This is a genomic window from Streptomyces sp. NPDC026672 (assembly GCF_040638185.1).
Classification (GTDB): Bacteria; Actinomycetota; Actinomycetes; order Streptomycetales; family Streptomycetaceae; genus Streptomyces.
On record NZ_JBEZXS010000002.1, the window covers coordinates 289,204 to 308,108 of the forward strand.

Genomic DNA, 18,905 nt, shown 5'->3' on the forward strand with positions numbered 1-18,905 from the left:
CCGAGGGGTGACAAACACCCCCAACCCTCCCGTCCCACTCCTCCCCGAGAGGGGGCGGACAGGGGGCGGGGCTCACTCCCGCAGCAGTGTGCCCCCCGTCTCCCCCGTCGGGGTCACCACCGTCTCCCCTGCCAGCGGCAGGTCGCCCGCCGAGCGGCCCGCGAGCAGCAGGAGACGGCCCGGCTCGGTGTCCCAGGCACCCCGCTCCACGGACCAGTGGCGCAGGCTCCGCGGTGGGACGTGGATCTCCGCCGTGGCCGCCCCGCCCGGCTCCGCCCGGACCGCCGTGTGGCCCGCCAGCCAGCGGACGGGGCGGTCGATCGCGGAGGCGGGGCGGGACAGGTAGAGCTGCACCACCTCGCGGCCCGCGCGCGGACCGGTGTTGCGCAGGCGCACCCGGACGGTGAAGCCGGTGCCGGCGCGGACCGCGGAGGGGCCGGTGAGCTCGTCGTACTCCCAGGTCGTGTAGCCGAGGCCGTGCCCGAACCAGTAGGCGGGCGTGCGGTGTTCGCGCAGCCAGGCGCGGTGACCGATGTGCAGGCCCTCGGTGTAGTCGAGGCGCCCGGCGACGGGGCGGGTGCGGGTCACCGGGGCGTCGGCCAGCCGCGCCGGCCAGGTCGTGGGCAGCCGGCCACCGGGTTCCGCCCGGCCCAGCAGCACGTCCGCGATCCCGCCGCCCGCCTCCTGGCCGGGGAACCACGCGAGGAGCAGCGCGCCCACCTCGTCCCGCCAGGGCAGTTCGACGGGGCCGCCGCTGTTGACGACGGCCACGGTGCGCGGGTTGGCGCGGGCCACCGTGCGCACGAGGGCGTCCTGCCGGGCGCCGAGGGCGAGGCTCGTGCGGTCGTGGCCCTCGCTCTCGCCGTGCTCGGTGGTGCCGACGACGACCACGACGGCGTCCGCCGCCCGCGCCGCACGGGCCGCCTCGGCGAGCGATCCGGTGAGGTCGGCGGTGGGCGGGGCGGCGCCCACGACGGTGGCCCGGCCGGAGTCGGGCGCGAGCGTGCGCCGGGCCACCAGCAACGGGTCGGCGCCCGCGGTCAGTTCGGCCGTCGCAAGGTGTGTCGGCGGGCTGACGTGCACGATCGCGGGGTCGTCGGTGTCCCGTTCGAAGACGTCGTCGAGCAGGACGCGGTCGTCGAGCCGCAGGGCGAGCCGTCCGAACCCGGCGATGCCGAGCGTCCAGGTGCCCGAGACCCGTGGGTGCAGCCGTGCGCTGATCTCGACGGTGTGCGCGCCGGGCACCAGCCGGGGTTCCAACTGCCGTCCGCCGTGACGGTGCTCGGCGTACAGCTCGTGTCCTTCGGCGTCCAGCATCCGCAGCAGGACGCCGGGGGCCGCGGTGCGCGGGTCCGTGCACAGGGTCATGTCCAGGGGCGGGGGCGGCCCGTCGGCGGCCGGTCCGGGGACGTGGACGACCCGGGCCCGGCCGCGCAGCCCGGACCGCAGCCCGTCGAGGACCGACACCTCGTCCTGGGCGAACACCCCGGCGCTGCCGCCGCCTTGGGTGCGGGTGCGGGCGGCGTGCGCGCCGATCACCGCGACGGTGGCCAGGCGTTCCGGGGCGAGCGGGAGGACGTCCCGGTTGGTGAGCAGCACGGCCCCCGCGACGACCGCGCGCCGGGCCAGCGCCCGCGCCTCCCGCGAGCGCATGACGCCCCGGGCGGGACGGGGTCGCGTCCCGCCGAGGGCGCCGCAGCGGTCGGCGAGCCGCAGCAGCCGCCGCACCTTGTCGTCCACGGCCGACTCGGGCACCCGGCCCTCGGTCACGGCCCGCAGCAGCGCCTCGCCCCAGGCGCCGTCCGGTCCGGGCATGGCGAGGTCGAGGCCGGCGCGCGCGGTGTCCTCGGTGCCGCGCACGGCGCCCCAGTCGGAGACCACCACCCCGTCGAAGCCCCACTCGTCCTTCAGCGGTCCGGTGAGCAGGGGGTGGGCGGTCATGGTGGTGCCGTCGACCCGGTTGTAGCCGGCCATGACGACGCGGACGCCCGCCTCGACGGCCGCCTCGAAGGGGGCGAGGTAGACCTCGCGGAGCGTGCGCGCGTCGGCGCGCACGTCCACGGTGAGCCGGTCGGTCTCGGCGTCGTTGGCCACGTAGTGCTTGGCCGTGGCGGCGACGCCGTGCGCCTGGATGCCGCGGACGAGCGCGGCACCGATGCGGCCGGTCAGTTCGGGGTCCTCCGAGAAGCACTCGAAGTGCCGGCCGCCGAGCGGACTGCGGTGCAGATTGAGGTTGGGCGCGAGGACCACGTCCACGCCCTTGCGCCGGGCCTCGGAGGCGAGGAGGCCACCGAGTTCCTCGACCAGCGGCTCGTCCCAGGTGGCGGCGAGCGCGGAGGCGGAGGGCAGCAGCACCGAGGTGTGCCGTTCGTCCCACGACTGCCCGCGCACCCCCGCAGGACCGTCCGACAGCACCAACTCCCGTAGTCCCACGTCCGGTTCGCCCGCCGTGCGCCAGGTGCCCGCGCCGGTGAGCAGCCGGACCCTGGCCCGCAGGGTCAGCTTGTCGAGCAGCCGGTCGAGTTCGTCCTCGTCGGCCATCCCCACCCCCTAGGTCCCCCTCGTCCCCCTTCGTCGGAGGATCAGCTGTAGACGCCGAACTCGTAGAGCGAGTAGCCCCAACCGGTGCCACGCGCCGTGCCGTTGACACGGACGTAGCGGCCGGTGCCGGAGACGTCGTGGTCGTCGACGCCGCCGTTGCCGTCGGTGACGGTGCGCACGGTCCGCCAGTTCTGGCCGTCGTCGGAGGTCTGGACGGTGTACGCCTTCGCGTACGAGGTCTCCCAGACCAGCTGGACGTGCCGGAACGAGGTGCGGGTGCCCAGGTCGACCTGGAGCCACTGCGGGTCGCTCCAGTCACTGGCCCAGCGGGTGGCGGGGTTGCCGTCCACCGCGTTGGCCGGGGTGCAGGGGCAGTCGCCGGAGCCCGGCTGGAACGACGAGGCGGTGGCGGGCTTGCCGAGCGCCACGTTGGTGCCGTCGACGGCGGGCGGGACGACGCGGATCGAGCGGGTCTCGACGCCGACGTTGCCGTGGCCGTCGGTGACCTTGACGTAGACCTTCCACACACCGGGGCGGTCGGGCGCGGTGAGCCGCAGCCGTCCGCCGCCCAGGTCGGTGAAGGGCACGGGGTTCAACTGCTTGCTCTGGTCGACGTAGTTGCTGTTGGTCAGGACCTCGTACGACAGCGGGTCGCCGTCGGGGTCGGTGGCCCGCACCGCGAGGGTGAGGTCCCGGCCGCCCGGCACGCGCCCGGCGTCGCCCTCGACGGTCAGGTCCGAGACGACCGGCGGGGTGTTGTCGCGGGAGGTGTCGCCGCCGTAGGCCCGCTTGACGGCGTAGTACGACAGCCGCTTCTGGCCCGCGGGCAGCAGGTTGAACCAGATGCCGCCGAAGTCGTACTCGGTGCCGTAGTGGAACATCGTGGCGCCGAGGGCGACGCCCCGGTGGCCCGTGATGCAGCCCCACGCCCGGGTGTAGCCGTCGGCCTTGGCCCGGTCGGTGGGCTCCAGGGGCACGCCGTTGGCGTCGTCCGGGACCTCCCACTCGCCGGCCGGCCCGGTCTCCGTGACGATGTACGGCTTGGTGTAACCGCCCTGTTCCCAGGCGGACTTGACGTCGCAAACGGCGTTGTAGGCGTTGACGGCGTACAGGTCCAGGTCGGGGGCGTTGCGCTTGTAGTAGGGCCAGGCACCGACCCAGGCGTCCGTCGAGGTGACGGGATGGTTGGGGTCGATCGCGTGGATCTTCCTGGTGATGTCGTTGACGAGGGTGGTGTACGCGTTGCGCTGGCGCTCCAACTCGTCGCCGCTGAAACAGTTCTGGAGTCCGAGCACCGACTCGTTGCCGACGTTCCACATGAGGACGCCGGGGTTGTCCTTGTAGGTCTGCACCCACTTGGGGAACTCGTCGAGCATCTGGTTCTTGTACGCCGTGTCCGTCACGTAGTTGACGCAGCCGCCGCTGCCCGGTCCGCCGCCGGGCTGGAGCCAGAAGCCGGCGATGACCTTGACGCCGTGGGCGGCGGCGGAGTCGAACAGGGGCTTGCTGGTGGCGTCGGTGCCCCAGGTGCGGACGGTGTTGACGCCCATGGACCGCAGGTCGGGCATGTACCGTTCGGCGTCGGCTACGGACGGACCCCAGGTCAGGCCCTTGATCTGGTACGGCTGTCCGTCCACGGTGAGCTGCCAGTTGCCCTGGTTCCCGGTGACCCGGACGACGCTGCCGGCGGCGTGCGCCTGGGTGGCGGGCAGGGCGGTGAGGGCGCCGAGGGCCAGGACACCGGCGGTGAGGGGCGCGGCGAGTCGGTGTGCGCGGCTGACGGGTGGTGGAGTCATGGGGGTTCGCTCCGGGGTGCGGGTGACATTGCGGAAGGGGGGAGTGAAGGTGAGGGGGAGGAAAGAGGGAGGAGAGAGGGGCACGAGGGGGGAGCCGACGGGAAGGAGGGGGCCCGCCGGAGGGCGCCTCGGCCGGGGCCGGGGCGCCCTGAGGAAGGAGGACCGCTAAGGGAGCTGGTAGTTGGCGTTGAGGGCCGCGCCCGCCTCCGGGTGCGTCTCGTCGTAGCCGCGGGCGTCGCACTGGAGCCCGCCCACCACGCAGTGGTCCACCAGCGCCCGGAGTGTGGCGTCGTCCCAGGCGTTGAAGAAGTCGTAGTGGAACGAGTAGCCGCGTCCGCTGGCCAGCCGTACCCGGGACATGTCGCCGTTGACCGGGAACGCCATCTTGAACTCGATCATCGGCAGCGCGACCGGGTGGTCGGCGGGGCACATGTTGTCGTTGGTGCCGGGCTTGACCACCGGGTAGGCCATGTGGCTGCGGTGGTCGGGGGTGTCCAGATAGCGACCGTCCCAGCAACTGGGGGCCTGGAAGCGGATGTTGAGCTGGACGTCGGGTCGGCTCGGGCAGCTGGCCGGAAAGTCGACGTTGAAGAAGCTGTCACCGCACTCCCAGCCCTCGACGAAGCCGCGGTGGGCGCGGAACTGCTCCGCCGACTGCATGGGGTCGCCGACGACGAACCTGAGCCCCTTGGGGAAGGGCCGGACGCTCGTGTAGTCGGTGACACCGGCCTTGTAGTAGATGACCTGCGGGCCGACGGGCCGTACCGGCTGGTCGCCGTTGTAGAGCGTGGGCATCCAGTAGCCGGAGCGGTCACCGGGCGCCCGGCAGGTGGTGGTGCCCGAGTTCAGCGTGGCCGTGGTGCTGTTGGCGTCGGTCGTGGTGTTGCCCATGAACGTGTGGTCGTGGGACTTGCCGGGCTGCTGCGGATAGACGATCGGGTCGTCCGGCCTGGTGTGGCTGACCGAGCAGTTGGCCTGGAACTCGTGGAAGTAGCGGTGCGGGGGGTTCTGGGTGGACGGGGTGACGCCGGTGACCGGCGGGTTGGCGGGGATGTAGCCGTCGCCGTCGGGGTCCTCGGGCGAGGCCGCGGTGGACGCCGCCATGGTGTGACCCGTGTGCGCGGCATGGCCGGCCGACGCCTCCGACGCCGACTGGGCCACACCGCCGAGGCCGAGCGAGGTGAGCAGCAGGGCACTCGCGATCAGCGTTCCCGAGACGATCTTCGATCTCCGTGGCATGGAGAGCTCCTGTGCGGGAGGTGGGGGTATACGAAGAGAGCTTGGGAGAGCGCTCTCCCACGCCTGGAGTGTTGAGGCGGCGGCCCGGGGGTGTCAAGGGAAACGACGGAAGGATCAGCGAAAGGTCCCGTCCTCACTTCTCGAAGGCGGGGGACGGAAAGTGACGGCGGATCAACAAAGCCGACCGGAAATTCCGTCGCATCTCTTGACGCGTCGTTCACTCCAATGAAGCATCCAACGGCAGAGAGCGCTCCCCAACCCCCACATCGTTCACTTCCTGAACCAGGAGAGCCGCGAATGCCCCCTACTTCCCCCTCCGTCGGCCGCAGGGCCGTCCTCGGTGCCGCGGCTGCCGCGGCCACGGCCGTGGCGGGTCTGTCCCAGCCGGCGGCGGCCGCCCCGAGGGCCGCCGCGTCCCCGCGCGCCCTGCCCGGCGGTGGTGACCTCGGCCCGAACGTCATCGTGTTCGACCCGTCCACGTCCGGCATCCAGGCCCGCCTCGACCAGGTCTTCCGGCAGCAGGAGAGCGCGCAGTTCGGCACCGGCCGGTACGCGCTGCTGTTCAAGCCCGGCACCTACAGCGGCCTCAACGCGCAGATCGGCTTCTACACCTCGATCGCGGGCCTCGGCCTGTCGCCCGACGACACGACCATCAACGGCGACGTGACGGTCGACGCGGGCTGGTTCAACGGCAACGCGACGCAGAACTTCTGGCGTTCGGCGGAGAACCTGGCCGTCGTCCCGGTGAGCGGCAGCAACCGGTGGGCCGTGGCGCAGGCGGCGCCGTTCCGCCGGATGCATGTGCGCGGCGGACTCAACCTCGCCCCGAACGGCTTCGGTTGGGCGAGCGGCGGCTACATCGCCGACAGCCGGATCGACGGCGAGGTGGGCCCGTACTCGCAGCAGCAGTGGTACACCCGCGACAGCTCGATCGGCAGCTGGCTCAACGGCGTGTGGAACATGGTGTTCTCGGGTGTCGAGGGCGCCCCGGCACAGAGCTTCCCGAACCCGCCGTACACCACGCTGAGCACCACCCCGGTCTCCCGCGAGAAGCCGTTCCTGTACCTCCAGGGCAACGACTACCGGGTGTTCCTGCCGGAGAAGCGCACCAATGCGCGCGGTGTGACCTGGGGCAACGGCACCCCGCGCGGTACGTCCCTGCCGCTGACGCAGTTCTACGTCGCGAAGCCGGGCGTCAGCGCGGCGACGCTCAACGAGGCGCTGGCGCAGGGCCTGCACCTGCTGCTGACCCCGGGCATCTACCACGTGGACCGCACGATCCAGGTGAACAACGCCAACACCGTGGTCCTGGGCCTCGGTTACGCGACGATCATCCCGGACAACGGGGTGACCGCCATGAAGGTCGCGGACGTCGACGGCGTACGGCTCGCGGGCTTCCTGATCGACGCGGGTCCGGTCAACTCCCCCACCCTGCTGGAGGTAGGGCCGTCGGGTGCCAACCGGGACCACTCGGCCAACCCGACCACCGTGCAGGACGTGTTCGTGCGCATCGGCGGGGCGGGCGCGGGCAAGGCCACCACGAGCATGGTCATCAACAGCCGGCACACCATCGTCGACCACACCTGGGTGTGGCGGGCGGACCACGGCACGGGCGTCGGCTGGGACACCAACCGGGCCGACTACGGTGTGGTCGTCAACGGCGACGACGTGCTCGCCACGGGCCTGTTCGTGGAGCACTTCAACAAGTACGACGTGCAGTGGAACGGGCAGCGCGGCCGGACGATCTTCTTCCAGAACGAGAAGGCGTACGACGCGCCGAACCAGGCGGCGATCCAGAACGGTTCGATCAGGGGCTACGCCGCCTACAAGGTCGCCGACAACGTGACCACGCACGAGGGCTGGGGCCTGGGCAGTTACTGCTACTACAACGTCAACCCGTCCATCGTGCAGCACCACGGCTTCGCCGCCCCCAACACCTCGGGCGTGAAGTTCCACAACCTGCTCGTGGTGTCGCTGGGCGGCCAGGGCCAGTACGAGCGCGTGATCAACGACACGGGTTCGCCGACGTCGGGGACCTCGACCACACCGTCCACGGTGGTGTCGTACCCCTGACGCCCCTCGGGTGCGAGCGGTGGGAGCCGCTCGCACCCTCGGGCGGTCAGCCGCCGGCCGGGGCCGGGGCGTATCCGGTGGGCCGGGCGGTGAAGGTGCCCCGGCCCCGGGTGCGTCCGCGCAACCGGGTCGCGTAGCCGAACAGTTCGGCCAGCGGCACGGTGGCGGTGAGCACCGCAGAGCCGCCGCGGGTCGCGGAGTCCGTGACCCGGCCGCGGCGGGCGGCGAGGTCGCCGAGCACCGCGCCGACGGACTCCTCGGGCACGACGACCGTGACCTCGGCGACCGGTTCCAGCAGGACCACGGCGCAGGCCCGCAGCGCCGCGCGCAGCCCGAGCCGGCCGGCGGTGCGGAACGCCGTGTCGGACGAGTCCTTCACATGCGTGGCCCCGTCGGTCAGGGTGACCCGCACTCCGGTCACGGGGTGGCCGCCGAGCGGTCCGTCGGCGAGGGCGTCCCGGCAGCCGGCCTCGACCGCGCGGACGTACTCCTGCGGCACCCGGCCGCCGGTGACGGCCGAGCGGAACGCGAAGCCGGCGGTGCCGGGTTCGGCGGCCAGCGGCTCGACGTCCAGGACGACATGGGCGAACTGCCCCGCGCCGCCGTCCTGTTTGACGTGCCGGTGGACGAACCCGGTGACGCCCCGCACGACGGTCTCCCGGTGGGCGACGCGCGGGCGGCCCACCGCGACCTCCGGACCGCCGTCGCGGCGGATCTTCTCCACGGCGACGTCGAGGTGCAGTTCGCCGAGGCCGGACAGCAGGATCTGACCGGTCTCCGGGTCCGTGCGCACCGCCAGCGACGGGTCCTCCTCGGCGAGCCGGGCCAGCGCCGCGGCCAGCCGGCCCGTGTCGGTGCCGCGCCGGGCCTCGACCGCGACCGACACCACCGGGTCGGCGGTGACGGGCGGTTCGAGCAGCAGCGGGGCGGCCGGATCGCACAGGGTCGAGCCCGCGCGGGCGGACCTGAGGCCGACGAGGGCGACGATGTCACCGGCGACGGCGCGCTCCAGCGGTTCGTGCCGCCCCGCCATGACCCGCAGGATGCGCGCGATCCGTTCGGTGCGGCGGGTGACGGGGTCCCACACGGTGTCTCCCTTCTCGACGGTTCCGGAGTAGACGCGTACGTAGGTCAGGCGTCCGGTGGCGGTGGCGTGGACCTTGAACGCCAGGGCCGCGAACGGGACTTCGGGGTCGGCGGCCCGGCGCCCGTCCGCGCCGTCGTGCGTGCCGCGCACGGCGGGCACGTCCAGCGGCGAGGGCAGGCAGGCGACGACCGCGTCCAGGAGGGGTTCGACGCCCCGGTTGCGGTAGGCCGATCCGCACAGCACCACCACGCCGTCGCCGCTGCGGGTGAGGTCGCGCAGGGCGGCGGTGAGGGTGGGCGTGGTCACGGCCGAGGTGGCGCAGAACTCCTCCATCGCGGGCGCGTGGAGTTCCGCGACCGCCTCCTCCAGCAGCCGGCGGCGCCGTTCGGCCTCCGCGCGCAGCCCGTCCGGGACCGGTTCCTCCCGGCGCGCGCCGTCGTCGTCCCACACCAGCGCCCGCATGCGCACCAGGTCGACGACGCCGGTGAAGCCGTCCTCCGCGCCGATGGGCAACTGCACGACGAGCGGGGCCGGGTGCAGCCGGCGTCTGATCGAGTCCACGGCCGCGTCCAGGTCGGCGCCCGCGCGGTCCATCTTGTTGACGAACACGATGCGCGGCACGCCGTGCCGGTCGGCCTGCCGCCACACGGACTCGCTCTGCGGTTCGACGCCGGCGACCGCGTCGAACACGGCGATCGCGCCGTCGAGCACCCGCAGGGAGCGTTCGACCTCGTCGGCGAAGTCGACGTGGCCCGGGGTGTCGATCAGGTTGAGGCGGTGGCCGTCCCAGGCGCAGCTGACGGCCGCGGCGAAGATGGTGATGCCGCGGTCGCGCTCCTGCGGGTCGAAGTCGGTGACGGTGGTGCCGTCGTGGACCTCACCGCGCCGGTGGGTGGTGCCGGTCGCGTAGAGGACGCGTTCGGTGACGGTGGTCTTGCCTGCGTCGACGTGGGCCAGGATGCCCAGGTTGCGGACGGCGGCGAGGGGTTCGGTGCGCACGGCCCGATGCCTTTCGGGGAGGTTCCTGAAGGGGGCGGCGCGATGTGCCGTGACGGCATGACGGACCCGTCGGTCCAGGTCGGTGGACGGGTCGCGTGACGGAAGGCGTCACGGATTCCGGTGCCGGCCGCGCTGCGGGCACCGGGCGCACGGGGACACGAGGATCACCACGTACCGGTCACGGGGAACGACGACCCGACACACGCGCACGGCCGCCTCCCCTCTCCATCCGGATCCCGTACGAACCTGCGCCGAGTGTAGGGAGGGCGCCGTGTCCGGGGCACGCGGTTTTCGCGGCGCCCGGGCCGGGGTGCGGCTGCCGGGCCGCGGAAGGGGGCATTCGCATGGTCACGCGGCATACTCGCGTCGACCGTATTCCGGAGTTCCCGATGGATCCCTTTTCCCGGCCCTCTTTCCCGAATTCATCCGGACAGTCGCTTACGTGGTGGTCCGGGACGTCTGAGATGGGGGATATGTCCTGGGGCGTGTCGGCCCGGCTTTTTCCGGACATTCATGAGGCGCGTGAACCGACTTCCCGGGCGTGCCGGTGCATATGCACGGTACGACGCCGGGCCCGTCGGGCGCGTCCACCACACGGTGCCCCGCCTTTCCCGGGGATCGAAATGCGGCCGCGACGATGTCCGATCGCCGTCGACGAACGAATGTGAAGCTCTGGTGAAGTAGGGCTCCCGGCCGAAAACCCGGCGCTGTAATCATCGGCCGGGAGAGCACGGAGATCGCGCATACGGCTGTTCCCGGGTGGCCGGTGGACGCTCTCGCGCATTGGGCACGGGCTTAATCTGTCCGCGAGTGGCCATTAAGTGACGGCGAGCGAATGGATTGGACTCGATTGGACACCCAGAAGACGCGGAAGACGGCGTTCGCCATGGTGCGCCGTGGCACGCTGGTGCCGGTCCCGGTCCTCATCCTGATCGCGGGAACGCTGTTTTCCCGAATAGGCGACTCGCTCGCCTCGATCGGTCTGGTGCTGGACGCGGCGGACGACAACATCCGCTGGGGCGTGACCGAGGTGTTCCTGGCCGACCTCGTGCCCACGGTCGTCGCCGCGCCGGTCATCGGCTCCCTCGTCGACCGGGTCAGCGCCCGGTCCGTGTGTCTGTGGGCCCTGGCCGTCCAGGCCGTGTCGCTCGGCGCGGCCGCCGCCGTCGACGGCTTCCACCTGCGGGTCGCGCTCATCGCCGTCTCGGGTCTCGCGGGCGTGGCCTCGGTCGCCGCGGGCTTCAAGATCCTCCCGGTCGTCGCGGGCGAGGAGCACACCGGCCGCGCCAACAGCCTGCTCACGGCGGGCCTCTCGGCGGCGGGACTGCTCGGCCCGGCGCTCGCCGGTGTGCTGCACTCCGCGTGGGGCAGCGCCGTCCTGCTCGGCGCCGACGGCGTCTCCTTCCTGGTCCTCGCCTGGTGCACCGCGGCCGCCGTGCCGGCGTCGGTGGCCGTGGCGATCGGCCGCCGCCCGGCCTCGAAGCTCTCCGACGGCTACCGCGCGCTGCGGGACGCCCCGGTCGTGGGCACCCTGATGCCGGCGCTCGCCGCGGCGATGCTGGCGACCAGCATCGAGGTGGTCGCCGGCGTCTACTACCTGCGGGACGTCGCCGACGGCAACGACAGCGTGTTCGGCCTGTTCCTGGCGACCTGGGCGCTCGGTTCCGTGCCGGGCGCGCTGCTCGCGGGCCGTCCCGGCTGGGCGCACCGGCACACCGCGCTCATCCTGGGCGGTGTCCTCGCCATCTCCCTCGGTCTGCTGTTCGCGGGGATCGTGCCGGTGGCCGCGGTGATCTTCCCGCTGTTCCTGCTCGGCGGCTTCGGCAACGGCGCCTGCAACGTGGGCCTGCGCAACGCGGTGCACGAGCACGTGCCCGCCGAGGTGCACGGCAGCGCGTGGGCGTGCTTCCAGGCCCTGTCGCGCTCCTGCATCGGCCTCGGTTATCTGCTGGGCACCCCCAACAGCCTGGTCTCCAGCCGGGGTCAGGTGATCGTCTCCGGCGCCATCCCGCTGGTCTTCTCCGTGTGGGCGATGCTGTTCACGGCCCGCCGCAAGCAGACGGCGCTGGGCGAGGCCACGGGCGCCTGACGGCCCGGCCCGACGGAGCCCGGCTCGACGGAGCCCGGCCCGACGGAGCCCGGCCCGACGGGTGATTCCGCCGATTGCCGCCCCGTCAGGACCCGTGGCGCCGGCACCCGCGCCCCCGCACGAGCGGGCCGCCTCCGGCGGCGGCCCCGACGCCCCGTGGCGCGGGCCCTGACGCCCCCCTGTCCGGCCGAGGGGCATCACTCCCCCGTCGGCTCCGCGGTTTCCGGAACCTCCCGGGCTTCCGGGACTTCCGCCGGTTCCGCGAGGCGTGCGAGGGCGGCGCGGGTCTGCCGGGTGTTGGGGTGCTCCGCGCCGAGCAGCCGCTCCCGCAGCTCCAGGACCGCCCCGTACTGCTCCTCCGCCTCCGCCCGCCGCCCCTGCGCGGCGAGGGCCCGCGCGAGGTTGTGCCGGGTGGTCAGGGTGTCCGGGTGGTCCTCCCCCAGGACGCGGGTCTCGGCGGCGAGCACGGCCCGGTACTCGGTCTCCGCCCGCCCGTGCAGCCCCCGTTCGGCGAGGACACGGGCGAGGTTGCCGTGCGTGACCAGGCTCTCGATGTGGTCCTCGCCCAGGACCCGCCGCTCCGTCTCCAGGACGTCCCGGTACTCGGCCTCGGCGTCGGCGAGCCGCCCGGCGACGAAGTACATGGACGCGAGGTTGGAGCGGGTGACCAGGGTGTCCGGGTGCTCGGCGCCGACGGTCCCCCGCTGCGCCTCCAGCACGCTGCGGAACTCCGCCTCGGCCTCGTCGTAGCGGCCCTGCTCGCGGTGGACGCGGGCGAGCTGGTTGCGGGTGACGAGGGTCTTCTGGTGGCCCTCGCCGAGGATGCGGCGCCGTGCGGCGAGCACCCCCTGGTAGACGGTCTCGGCCTGGTCGAGCAGACCGCGGTCGCGCAGGGTGTAGGCGAGGTTGTGCCGGGTCGTGAGGGTGTCGGGGTGGTCCTCCCCGATCACCAGCCGCTGCACGTCGAGGACGGCGCGGTACTCGGCCTCCGCCCGCTCGTACATGCCGAGCGCCCCGAAGTAGTCCGCCGACCCCTGGGCGGCGCGGGCGAGGGTGCGGGCGGCCTCCCGGTCGATGTCCACGCTGGTCGCGAGGAGTTCCAGCAGACCGCTGGCGTGCGGGGCGAGCAACTGCCAGGCGGGCCACGCCTCCGGCTCGTCCGGGTCGATGGCGTCGGTGGCCTTGTGCATGCTCGCGCCCAGGATGCCGAGGTACTCCGGCCGCCGGGCGACGACCTGCGGATGCTCGCGGTTGGTGGCCCGGACCAGGGCGTGCAGGCTCAGCGTGTAGGCGAGGGGGTCGTCGGGGTCGGGGTCGGGCCGGGTGGCGAGGTCGATCAGGCCGAGGTCGGCGAGGCTGGTGAGGGCGCGGTGCAACTGCTCGTAGGTGAGGGAGCCGACGACGGGCGAGTCCGACAGGATCTCCGGGTCCAGCAGCAGGAGGAACGGCACGGGCGCGTCGGCGAGGTGGGCGAGCAGCCGCAGCAGCGGGCGCGGCCGGTCCTTGCCCTGGGAGTGCAGCAGGTCGAGGGAGAGTTCCCAGGTGCGGGTGATCAGCTCCTGCTGCGTACGGTCGTCGTACTGTCCCGGCGGTGAGGTGTCGAGCAGGGTGAAGCGGGAGCGCAGGGTCTCCTGGTAGGCGGCGAAGCTGCGGATGGGCCGGGTGCCGGGCCAGGGCGGGCTGGTGACGGACTCGCGCAGATAGGCCCCGGCCAGCCGCAGCGCGAGCGGCAGTCCCTGGAGGTCGGCGGCGAGCGAGCGGGCGTCGGCGCGGCTTCCGGCGCTCTCGCCCGCGAGGTCGAACAGGACGTGCGCGCCGTCGTCGGGCGAGAGCGGGTCCACGGCGCGCAGGGCCGCCCAGTGCCCCCACAGGCGCTGCTCCTTGCTGCGCCGGGTGACCAGGACCGTGCCGCGGGCGGAGCGGGGACGGCGGATCCAGCCGGTGCCGCCGGCGACCCGGTCGTGGGCGGGGGCGAGCAGGTCGGGGTCGTCTGCGTTGTCGACGACCAGCAGCCAGGGGTGCGGCCGCTCGTCGAGCAGGCTCCACACCAGGTCGGAGGCGCTGGCCCAGCCGGACCAGGCGAGGCGGACCTGTTCGACGTCCGCGCCGAGGGCGAGGGCCAGTTGGCGCATGCCGGAGCTGAGCGTGGCGCCCTCGGCGGCGGAGATCCACCACACGGGCATGGCGGTGTGCAGCCGCCGGGCGACTTCGAGGGCCACGGTGGTCTTGCCGCAGCCGCCGAGCCCGTGCAGCACGTACACCCGGGGGTGGGCGTGGCCCGGGGCCCGGGTCAGTTCGTCGAGCAGCGCGTCGCGTCCGCGGATGGCCGCGGGCAGCCTGCCGACCGGTGGGGCAATGCTGTGCATGCCGGGTTCGTCGCCGAACGACGGTGCCGGGGTGATGAGTTGGACGATGTCCCGGGCCGCCTGGTTGACCGTGCCGCCCTGCCAGGCCACGGCCTGCTGCACCACCGCCGGGTTCTCGTCCTGGCTCTGATCCTGGTCCTGGCTCTGGTGCTGGTGCTGGTGCTGGTGTTGATTCTGGTCCGTCACCGAGGGCTCACCGCGAAGGGCGCGGAGGGTCCTGCCGGATGTCGCGGCCCGCCTGGTTCACGGTCGATCCGCCGGTGGCCACCGCCTGCTGGCTGCGGTCCCCGGCCCGCTGCGCGATCTGCTCGGACGGTCCGGCCGGCCGCTCGGGGATCTCCCCCAGCAGGGCGCGCAGTTCGTCGGCGACGTCGGGCCGTTCGGCGAGCATCAGCTCGAAGACACCGGTCCACTTGGCGCGTACGGCGTTCTCGACCTCCGTGCGCCGTTCGGGTGCCGCGTTCTCGATCTCGGCGCGGGCCGACTCCAGGCGCTGCCCGGCGGCGCGTTCGGCGCCCGCGTCGCGGCGGCCGAGCAGCCGGGCCACCTTGTCCCGTACGTTCTCCCACGCCTGTGACGCCATCGCCCTGACGACTCCGGTGGCCGCGGCCACCGCGAGGGCCGGCACCCAGTCCTCCCCTGACACCATGTCCCCCCTCCGCACGGCCCGGTCGTGCCGTGCCGAGAGCAAGGGAAGCACAACCGGGCCCGCCGGGACAGGGTTTGTCCCGTACGGTCCCCAAGTGTTCGCGGTTGTACGGCGGATGCCCGCCGGGTCCCACCTCCTGCCCCACGGACGGTGGCGCGGAGGTAACGTCGCCACAACGATGCGCACTACAACAGGAGTTCGGACCGCATGGACGTGACGTCGGACGGCCCCTGGGCGGGGATGGGGCTGGACGCGCTCAGCGGCCGGGTCCTGGAGTACCTGGTGGGCCACGCCTCCGCCGATTCCCGCGCCGTGGCGGACGCGGTCGGCGCCTCGGGCGAGGAGGCCGAGGCGGCGCTGCGCACCCTGGAGGAGGCGTTCCTCGTCGTCCCCGTCGCCGGGCACCCGCCGCGCTGGAAGGCGGGGCCGCCGCGCTCCTCGCTGGGCGCCCTGCTGGCCCGGCGCCGCGCCGAACTGGCCCGCGCCGAGCTGTACATGGAGCAGTTGCACGAGGTGTACGACGTGGCCGCGGGACCGCGGCACCTGGTGGAGGTCCTGGAGGACGGCGGCGAGGTCGGCGCGCGCTACGCACAGCTCCTCAAGGCCAGCACCGAGGAGATCCTGCACCTGGCCAAGCCGCCGTACGTGACGGGGTCGGCAGACGAACCGGCGGGCCGGGCACCGGAGTTCCGCCCGGGGATACGGCTGCGGTCGGTCTACGACACCGAGGGCTTCACCGACCGGGTTTCCCTGGAGACCGCGTTGCGCGGCAGCGCGGGCGGCGGCGAGTTCCGGCTCGGCTCCCGGCTCCCGTCGAAGCTGGTGGTGTTCGACCGTACGGCCGCGCTCCTGCCGCTGCACGTCGACCGGCCCTCCGCGGGCTCCCTCGTCGTGCACTCCCCCGCGCTGGTCGAGGCGCTGGCCGCGCTGTTCGAGGCCGTGTGGACGCACGCGGTCCCGGTGTCGCTGGAGAGCAGACAGGACTGGCCGGTGCCCCGGCCGGGCCGGGAGGCGACCCGGATCGACGAACGCACCCGGGCGATCCTCCACCTGATGGCGTCCGGGCTGAAGGACGACGCGATCGCCCGGGTGCTCGACATAAGCCGCCGCACGGTCCAGAAACACGTGAGCGAGGCGGGACAGGTCCTGGGCGCGCGCACGCGTTTCCAGATCGCCCTGCGTGCCGCGGAACGGGGCTGGCTGCCGCTGGATTCACCGGCCTCGAACGGCTGACACCCTCAAGGTTTTACCAAAACAAGAGCATTCCTTTCCGATCTTTTCCGCCCCGAACACCGTGACGGGTACGGCATTTGTGACCCTGCGCATGTGGGAAACCGGCACGGGTTGACACCCCGCGAATCCGCGACGGCTAATTGATCAACCCGCACTTCACGTGAATTCCCTTTCCGCAGGCCCCTGTTGAGGGCCCCTCACGATTGGTGACTCGTGCAGATATCCACGCGTGCGAGATCCGTACCGGTCTTCCGCCCGGTCCGGCGCGGCGCGGCGATTCTCGCCGTCGCGACCCTGGCGCTCCTGGGCGTTCCCGCTCTCGCCCAGGCCGCCCCGCCGGCCGCCCCGGCCGCCGCCTCCTCCGCCGGCACCCCGGCTCCGGACGGCGACCGCGGTCTGACCCCCCTCTGCGGCACCCCGGCCGAGGGACACGCCTCCTGCTACGCCATGCGCGCCGACGACGGGCCCGCCTCGCTGCGGCTGAGCGCGGCCGAGGTGCCCGAGGGACTGGGCCCGCAGGACATCCAGAGCGCCTACAACCTGCCCGCGGACGGTGGCGCCGGCCAGACCGTCGCCATCGTCGACGCCTACGACAACCCGAACGCCGAGGCGGACCTGGCGGTCTACCGCAGCCAGTACGGGCTGCCGCCCTGCACCACCGCCAACGGCTGCTTCCGCAAGGTCGACCAGCGCGGCGGCACCGACTACCCGCGCTCCAACGACTCCTGGGCCGGGGAGATCGCCCTCGACCTGGACATGGTCTCGGCCGCCGCCCCCGCCGCGCACATCCTGCTGGTGGAGACCGACAACGACGACCTGCGCAACCTCGCGGCCGGCGTGGACCGGGCCGTCGAGATGGGCGCCAGGTACGTCTCCAACTCCTACGGCCGCAGCGGGGACTTCCCCACCGACCTGGCCACCTACGGCGCCTCCTACGACCACCCCGGCGTGGCCGTGGTCGCGGCCAGCGGCGACAACAGGTACGGCGTCTCCTTCCCCGCGACCCTCCCGACGGTGACCGCGGTCGGCGGCACCGACCTGGTGCGCGACCCGTCCACCGCGCGCGGCTGGAGGGAGACCGTGTGGACCAGGGACCCCTACGGCCCCGGTTCGGGCTGCGCGCTCAACCAGACGAAGCCGTCCTTCCAGCAGGACACCGGCTGCGCGGGCCGCAGCGTCGCCGACGTCTCCGCGGTCGCTGACAACGTTGCCGTCTATCTGACCTTCGGTTCCGGCGGCAAGGGCTGGCAGCGCTACGGCGGCACCAGCGCAGCCACCCCGGTGATCGCCTCGGTCTACGCGCTCGCCGGGCCGCCCCGCCCGGGCACCTACCCCAACGCCTATCCGTACGCGACGGGCGGCGCGGGCCTCAACGACGTGACCGGCGGCTCCAACGGCACCTGCCCCGCGGCCTACCTGTGCGCCGCGGGCCCCGGCTACGACGGACCGACCGGACTCGGCACGCCCGCGGGTCTCGCCGCCTTCCGCAGCGGACCGCACGGCACCCTCTCCGGCACCGTCCGGGACGCGCGGACGGGCAGGCCCGTGGCCCGTGCGACCGTCGGCTCCGGCCTCGACCTCGCCACCACCGACGCGAACGGGACGTACACCCTGGACCTGCCCGCGGGCACGGTCGACGGCCTGACCGTGCGGGCGTTCGGCTACACGACGAGCAGGCCCGTGTCGCTCGACATCGCCGACGGCCAGGCCCTGACCCGTGACTTCCGGCTCACCGCGATCCCGCGCGAGCGGGTCCACGGCACGGTCCGGGACGGCTCGGGACACGGCTGGCCGCTGCACGCGCGGATCGCCGTCGCGGGCTCCCCCGAGGCCCCGGTGTGGACCGACCCGGCCACCGGCCGCTACGAACTGTCCCTGCCGAAGGGCGCCGACTACACCCTGGACGTCTCCGCCGAGCTGCCCGGGTACGAGCCCCGGGCCGAGCGGATCAGCGTGCACGACCGCTCCGTGACGGCCGACGCGGCGCTGACCGCCGACCCGGACGCGGCCACCGCCGTCGGCTACCGGCAGGCCCTCGGCGACCGCACCGAGACGTTCGACTCCAGCACGGCGGCGCCCGCGGGCTGGAGCGTGGTGAACGCGTCCGGCACCTCCAACGGCTGGCAGTTCGACGACCCGATCCAGCGCGGCAACGCCACCGGGGGCAGCGGTGCCTTCGCCGTCGTGGAGAGCGACAACGGACCGTTCGGCCCGCACCAGGACAGCGAGCTGATCAGTCCCGCGTACGACCTGTCCGCCGCCCAGTCGGCCGAACTCACCTTCAAGACCGCCTACTTGTACAACCCCAACCAGCAGCACATGACCGTCGACGCCAGCACCGACGGCGGCGCCACCTGGCAGAACGTGTGGGCGGGGCCGCGGACCAGCGACTCCGAGCAGAAGCTGACGGCGCGCGCCTCACTGCGCCGGTTCGCCGGCCTGGCCGAGGTGCGGCTGCGCTTCCACTTCACGGCCGACTGGGGCTACTACTGGGCGATCGACGACGTGAACGTGCAGACCCGCGCGCTCGCGCCGGTGCCCGGCGGTCTCGCCGTCGGCACGGTCCGCGACTCCCGCACCGGTGCGGGGCTGGTCGGGGCGACGGTCACCGACCGCGCGGACCCGGCCGTGACCGCGGTGACCGCGGCCACCCCGGACGACCCCGGGCTCGGTGACGGCTTCTACACGCTGTTCGTCCCGGACCCGGGCCGGCACACGCTCTCCGTCACGGCCCCCGGCCACCGTGACACGACCCGCCCGACGACGGTCCACCGCGACCGCGTCGCCCGCGTGGACGTCGCACTGCGGCCCCGGGGCTGACCCGGCGGCCCGT

10 protein-coding genes are annotated in these 18,905 nt (G+C 73.3%); 4 read left to right on the forward strand and 6 right to left on the reverse strand.

The window, feature by feature from the left end; all coding sequences use genetic code 11:
- Positions 1–72: 72 nt before the first annotated feature.
- The 3 genes from AB0F77_RS02950 to AB0F77_RS02960 form a co-directional block, all read right to left on the reverse strand.
- On the reverse strand, positions 73–2,541 hold the full coding sequence (locus tag AB0F77_RS02950; RefSeq protein ID WP_361940340.1) for a glycoside hydrolase family 3 C-terminal domain-containing protein: 2,469 nt from the start codon (positions 2,539–2,541) through the stop codon (positions 73–75).
- Between the two features lie 41 nt (positions 2,542–2,582).
- A complete protein-coding gene (locus AB0F77_RS02955) occupies positions 2,583–4,337 on the reverse strand; it encodes a discoidin domain-containing protein (protein WP_361940343.1) in 1,755 nt (584 codons plus the stop codon).
- A gap of 165 nt (positions 4,338–4,502) precedes the next feature.
- Positions 4,503–5,576, reverse strand: a complete 1,074-nt coding sequence (locus AB0F77_RS02960; RefSeq protein WP_361940346.1) for a DUF1996 domain-containing protein — start codon at positions 5,574–5,576, stop codon at positions 4,503–4,505.
- Positions 5,577–5,873: 297 nt separating this feature from the next.
- On the opposite strand from AB0F77_RS02960, the gene AB0F77_RS02965 reads away from it, so the two are divergent.
- Entirely contained in the window at positions 5,874–7,649 is a 1,776-nt protein-coding gene (locus tag AB0F77_RS02965) for a coagulation factor 5/8 type domain-containing protein (protein WP_361940349.1), read from the forward strand.
- A gap of 46 nt (positions 7,650–7,695) precedes the next feature.
- Here the strand turns inward: AB0F77_RS02965 and fusA are convergent, their stop codons facing one another.
- Positions 7,696–9,735, reverse strand: coding sequence for an elongation factor G (gene fusA / locus AB0F77_RS02970; RefSeq protein ID WP_361940352.1), 2,040 nt, complete (start codon positions 9,733–9,735; stop codon positions 7,696–7,698).
- Positions 9,736–10,585: 850 nt separating this feature from the next.
- On the opposite strand from fusA, the gene AB0F77_RS02975 reads away from it, so the two are divergent.
- Entirely contained in the window at positions 10,586–11,824 is a 1,239-nt protein-coding gene (locus tag AB0F77_RS02975) for an MFS transporter (RefSeq protein WP_361940355.1), read from the forward strand.
- 197 nt (positions 11,825–12,021) lie between these two features.
- Here the strand turns inward: AB0F77_RS02975 and AB0F77_RS02980 are convergent, their stop codons facing one another.
- Both AB0F77_RS02980 and AB0F77_RS02985 read right to left on the reverse strand, forming a co-directional pair.
- On the reverse strand, positions 12,022–14,376 hold the full coding sequence (locus tag AB0F77_RS02980; protein WP_361940358.1) for a tetratricopeptide repeat protein: 2,355 nt from the start codon (positions 14,374–14,376) through the stop codon (positions 12,022–12,024).
- A 7-nt stretch (positions 14,377–14,383) separates the two neighbouring features.
- A complete protein-coding gene (locus AB0F77_RS02985) occupies positions 14,384–14,839 on the reverse strand; it encodes a hypothetical protein (RefSeq protein ID WP_361940361.1) in 456 nt (151 codons plus the stop codon).
- Positions 14,840–15,046: 207 nt separating this feature from the next.
- On the opposite strand from AB0F77_RS02985, the gene AB0F77_RS02990 reads away from it, so the two are divergent.
- On the forward strand, positions 15,047–16,072 hold the full coding sequence (locus AB0F77_RS02990; RefSeq protein ID WP_361940364.1) for a LuxR C-terminal-related transcriptional regulator: 1,026 nt from the start codon (positions 15,047–15,049) through the stop codon (positions 16,070–16,072).
- 213 nt (positions 16,073–16,285) lie between these two features.
- Positions 16,286–18,892 (forward strand): carboxypeptidase regulatory-like domain-containing protein, encoded by a 2,607-nt coding sequence (locus AB0F77_RS02995; RefSeq protein WP_361940367.1) that lies wholly within the window; start codon positions 16,286–16,288, stop codon positions 18,890–18,892.
- The last annotated feature ends 13 nt before the right edge of the window (positions 18,893–18,905 follow it).

Coding starts and splice junctions, on each gene's coding strand:
- AB0F77_RS02985 (WP_361940361.1), bottom strand. CDS start 14,839: ATGGTGTCAGGGGAGGACTGGGTGCCGGCCCTCGCGGTGGCCGCGGCC.
- AB0F77_RS02965 (WP_361940349.1), top strand. CDS start 5,874: ATGCCCCCTACTTCCCCCTCCGTCGGCCGCAGGGCCGTCCTCGGTGCC.
- AB0F77_RS02955 (WP_361940343.1), bottom strand. CDS start 4,337: ATGACTCCACCACCCGTCAGCCGCGCACACCGACTCGCCGCGCCCCTC.
- AB0F77_RS02960 (WP_361940346.1), bottom strand. CDS start 5,576: ATGCCACGGAGATCGAAGATCGTCTCGGGAACGCTGATCGCGAGTGCC.
- AB0F77_RS02990 (WP_361940364.1), top strand. CDS start 15,047: ATGGACGTGACGTCGGACGGCCCCTGGGCGGGGATGGGGCTGGACGCG.
- AB0F77_RS02950 (WP_361940340.1), bottom strand. CDS start 2,541: ATGGCCGACGAGGACGAACTCGACCGGCTGCTCGACAAGCTGACCCTG.